The sequence below is a fragment of the Euzebyales bacterium genome (genome assembly GCA_036374135.1).
Lineage (GTDB): Bacteria > Actinomycetota > Nitriliruptoria > Euzebyales > JAHELV01 > JAHELV01.
Window position 1 is genome coordinate 1 of sequence record DASUUK010000091.1, and the last position, 3,889, is coordinate 3,889.

The 3,889-nt window shown below is 69.8% G+C and carries 5 protein-coding genes; all 5 read right to left on the minus strand.

Annotated features, from left to right (window positions below):
- Positions 1 to 1,105, minus strand: a 1,105-nt coding sequence (locus VFZ70_15470) for a fructose-specific PTS transporter subunit EIIC (protein HEX6257207.1), incomplete at its 3' end; no start/stop codon positions are given.
- Positions 1,102 to 1,569: a fructose PTS transporter subunit IIA gene (locus VFZ70_15475; GenBank protein HEX6257208.1), complete on the minus strand. Its 468-nt coding sequence runs from the start codon at positions 1,567 to 1,569 to the stop codon at positions 1,102 to 1,104. The genes VFZ70_15470 and VFZ70_15475, both read right to left, overlap by 4 nt.
- 3 nt (positions 1,570 to 1,572) lie before the next feature.
- Positions 1,573 to 2,514, minus strand: coding sequence for a 1-phosphofructokinase (gene pfkB, locus VFZ70_15480; GenBank protein ID HEX6257209.1), 942 nt, complete (start codon positions 2,512 to 2,514; stop codon positions 1,573 to 1,575).
- Positions 2,511 to 3,560, minus strand: coding sequence for a zinc-dependent dehydrogenase (locus VFZ70_15485; protein HEX6257210.1), 1,050 nt, complete (start codon positions 3,558 to 3,560; stop codon positions 2,511 to 2,513). Before VFZ70_15485 ends, pfkB begins: the two co-directional genes overlap by 4 nt.
- Positions 3,557 to 3,889, minus strand: a 333-nt coding sequence (locus tag VFZ70_15490) for a PTS sugar transporter subunit IIA (protein HEX6257211.1), incomplete at its 5' end; no start/stop codon positions are given. The genes VFZ70_15490 and VFZ70_15485, both read right to left, overlap by 4 nt.

Genomic DNA, 3,889 nt, shown 5'->3' on the forward strand with positions numbered 1-3,889 from the left:
CGGTGGCCAGGGCGAGACCGAGCGGCGGCGTCATGCCGGCGGCCATCACCGCTGCCATGGGCGCGAGCACCCCCTCGGCGATCAGGCCGACGCCGAAGAAGTAGGCGACCTTGTTGACGGGGCCGCCCATGTCGAACGCCATCATCAACCCGAGTATGACGCCGAGCACGATCGCGTTCGCCGTGCCCATCCCCTCGAGCCACGCGGTCAGCACCTCGGTCGCGGCCGCGATGGGCTCGCCGATGACGACGATCATCGCCGTGCCGACGACGAACGTCGCGATCAGGGGATAGAACAGCACCGGCAGCAGGCTGCGCAGCGACCTCGGGAACGGCACGCGCTTGAGTCCAATGACGACCGCGCCGGCAAGCAGGCCGCCGATGATCGCGCCGAGGAAGCCCGCGCCGATCTCGTTGGCGATCAGCCCCGATACGACGCCGGGGGTGATGCCGGGCCGGTCCGCCATGGCATAGGCGATGAAGCCGGCCAGGATCGGACCGATCATCGAGAACGCGGTGCCGCCGATCTTGAAGAACAGCGCGCCCCAGCTGAACTGCTCGTAGACGTTCTCGTCGACGACCGTGACGGTGTCGCCGACCAGGAACGCCAACGCGATCAGGATCCCACCCGCGGTCACGAACGGCAGCATGTAGCTGACGCCGGTCATCAGCCACTGGCGGACCACGCCGCCCCTGCTCGCGCGTCCCGGTCCGTCGCCTCCGCCGCCGGTGGCCGCTGCGGCGGCGCCACCCCCTCCCGCGCCGCTGGCGGCAGTCTCGGCGGGTGCCTCCGGGACGCCCTCCTCGACAGCCTGCTCCGCACGGTCGAACACGCGGGCGGCGTGGTTGATCGCCTCTCCCGGTGTCACCTCGACCGAGGGCAGGTGGTTGAAGCGATCCCGGCCGTCGACGTTGGTGTCGACCGCGTAGATCACACCCACCGCGCCGGAGATGGCGGCGTCATCGACCTTCTCGGAGCCTGCGGACCCCTGGGTCTCGACGGCGATCTCGTGGCCGCGCTTGCGCGCCTCCTCCTCGAGGGCCTCGGCGGCCATGTACGTGTGGGCGATTCCTGTTGGGCATGCGGTGACAGCGACGAACTTCACAGCGTCACCTCCTCGCGGAGTGTCTCCATGACCTCGTCCGAGGACGAGGCGTCGTACAGCTTCTGACGGAAGCTTTCGTGGATCAGACGGCGCGACAGCCGCGACAGCAGCCGGATGTGCAGGTCATCGCCGCCGACGGGGGCCGCGATCAGAAAGACCAGCGTCGAGGGTTGCTCGGAGTCACCCCCGAAGTCGATGCCGGGATTGGTCCGTGCGAAGGCGACGCTGGCATTGGTGACCGCCTCCGACTTGGCGTGGGGGATGGCGACGCCCATCTCCATGCCGGTGCCGCCGCCCTCACGCTCGCGTTCGAGCACGTCGTTGACGTAGGTGTCGCGGTCACTGACCCGGCCCTGGGCGACCAGCCGGTCGGCCATCTCGGCGATCGCCGCGTCCCGTTCGGTCGCTTCGAGATCGAGGATGATCAGGTCGGGGGTGATCACATCGTCGATCGTCAGGTCCATGGCTCAGTCTCCCTCGAGTGGGCGGTCTGGATCGAACGTATCTCCGACGCGGGTCGCATCCAAGGCCAAATCGTCGGGTGAGGGCATCGTGCTTCCAGGGAGCGACACGGCTGCGGTCGCCCATGCGATGCCGGTCGTCAGCGACTCCGGCCCGTCGCCACCGGCCGCGAGGAACCCGGCCAGCAGGGAGTCCCCGGCACCGACCGTGCTGCGGACCGCGACGGGTTCGCTCTCACCGAACCACACGGCGTCGCCGGTCACGAGCAGGGCGCCGTCACCTCCGAGGCTGACCAGGACCGATGCCACCCCGCGATCGATGACGCGGCGAGCGGCGTCGACGACGTCGCCGAAGGTCTTGAGCTCGTCGCCGACCAGCTCGGCGAGCTCGTGGTGGTTCGGCTTGATCAGGTCCGGCCCGGCGTCGATCACCGCCGCGAGCGCGGGGCCGCTGGTGTCCACGGCAACCCGCCGTTCGGCCGCGCGGGCGCGGGTGACCAGGTCGGCGTACAGATCGTCGCCGGCGCCCGGCGGCAGGCTCCCGCACGCAGCGAGCCAGCGCGCACCGACGGCTGCGTCGAGCGTCGCGTCGAGCAGACGGCGACGCGCGGCCTCGTCGAGGGTCGGGCCGCGGTCGTTGAGCTTCGTGGTGGTGCCGTCGGCCTCCGCCAACGTGATGTTGACGCGGATGGCCTGATCGACCTCCACTGGCGTGAACGGCACTCCCGCGTGCTGGACGAGCCGGGCGAACAGCTCGCCCTCGGCCCCGCCGAGCGGCGCGATCGCCCGCACGTCGTGGCCGTTGGCGTGGAGTGCCCGCGCCACGTTGATGCCTTTGCCGCCCGGCTGGACCGTGACGGAACGCATCCGCTGCACCTCGCCCCGCAGCAGCTCGTCGATCTCGATGGTCCGGTCGAGGCTGGGGTTCGGGGTGCAGGTGACGATCACGGTTCGATCACGACCTTGATGCTGGTCCCGCTCTCGACCGCTGTCAGCGCGTCGTGGACCCGGTCGAGCGGGAGCCTGTCGGTGATCAGCTCGTCGAGCCGGACTGCCCCGCTGCCGATCATCTCGAGCGCCTGCTTGTTGTGGGTCGGCGTGGACCCGGCGGGGCCGGCGACCGTCAGCTCCGAGTAGTGCACGACGTTGGCATCGATCGTGATCTCGGAGTTGTCCTTGGGCAGGCCGCCGAACAGGCTGATCCGACCGCGCGGCGCGGCCATGCCGATCGCCTGCTGCTGCGCCACGCCCGAACCCGCCGCGACGATGCTGACGTCGGCGCCGCGCCCGCCGGTCAGGTCACGGATGGCCCCGACCGGATCCTGCGCGCTGGCGTCCACCGTGGCGTCGAGGTCGACGAGGTCGCCGGCGAGTTTCAGCCGGTCGGCGTTGATCTCGACCATGAACACCCGCTCGGCACCCTTCGCTCTGGCCAGCATGACGTGCATGCACCCGATCGGACCGGAGCCGAAGACGACGACGGTTTCATCGCCGTACCTGCCGACGTCGACCTGCTCCTGGGCGTTGAGGGCACACGCCAGCGGCTCGGTCGCCGCTGCGACGTGGTACTCCAGTTCTCCAGGTATCCGATTCAGCCCGTCGACGCGCAGCACGTTCTCGGGGACGATCATGTACTCGGCGAACCCACCGTCGTAGTCGTACCCGACCGACGTCGCGTCGTCGCAGACGGTCATCGCCCGACGCGTGCACTGGAAGCAGCGTCCACACGGCACGAAGGCGATGCACTGCACACGGTCGCCGACCTGCCAGCCGAGGTCGTCACTGCCGACCTCGACGACCTCGCCCGCGATCTCGTGGCCGATCACGCGTGGCAGCGTCTTCAGGTTGCGGTGGCCGTAATGGAAGATCTTGACGTCGGTGCCGCAGGTCGCGCAGGCGTGCACACGTAGCAGCAGCTCATCGGCCGCCGGCGTCGGTCGCTCCGCCTCCTCGACCCGCAGATCACCCGGTTCGTAGAAGCGTGCGACCTTCACCCGATCTCCTCCTCGATGGTGGGTGCGAGCAGTTCGAGCACCTCGTCGACGTCGGCGGTCGTCCGCAGGCGCTCCGCTTTGTCCTCGTCGACCAGCACCCGCGCGAGCGTCGCGAGGATGCCGACGTGCTCGTCGGAGGTCGCCGCGACGGCGAGCGCAGCCAGCGCCTCCTCGTCGTCCTCCCACAGCACGGGTTCGGAGAACTGCAGGAAGGCGACCGCGGCCCGGTTGACGTGCCTGCGGCTCTCGTCGGTGCCGTGGGGCAGGGCGAAGCCCTCGCCCATGTATGACGAGATCACGGCCTCGCGCTCGTGCATGGCGTCGACGTA

Coding starts and splice junctions, on each gene's coding strand:
- VFZ70_15475 (HEX6257208.1), bottom strand. CDS start 1,569: ATGGACCTGACGATCGACGATGTGATCACCCCCGACCTGATCATCCTC.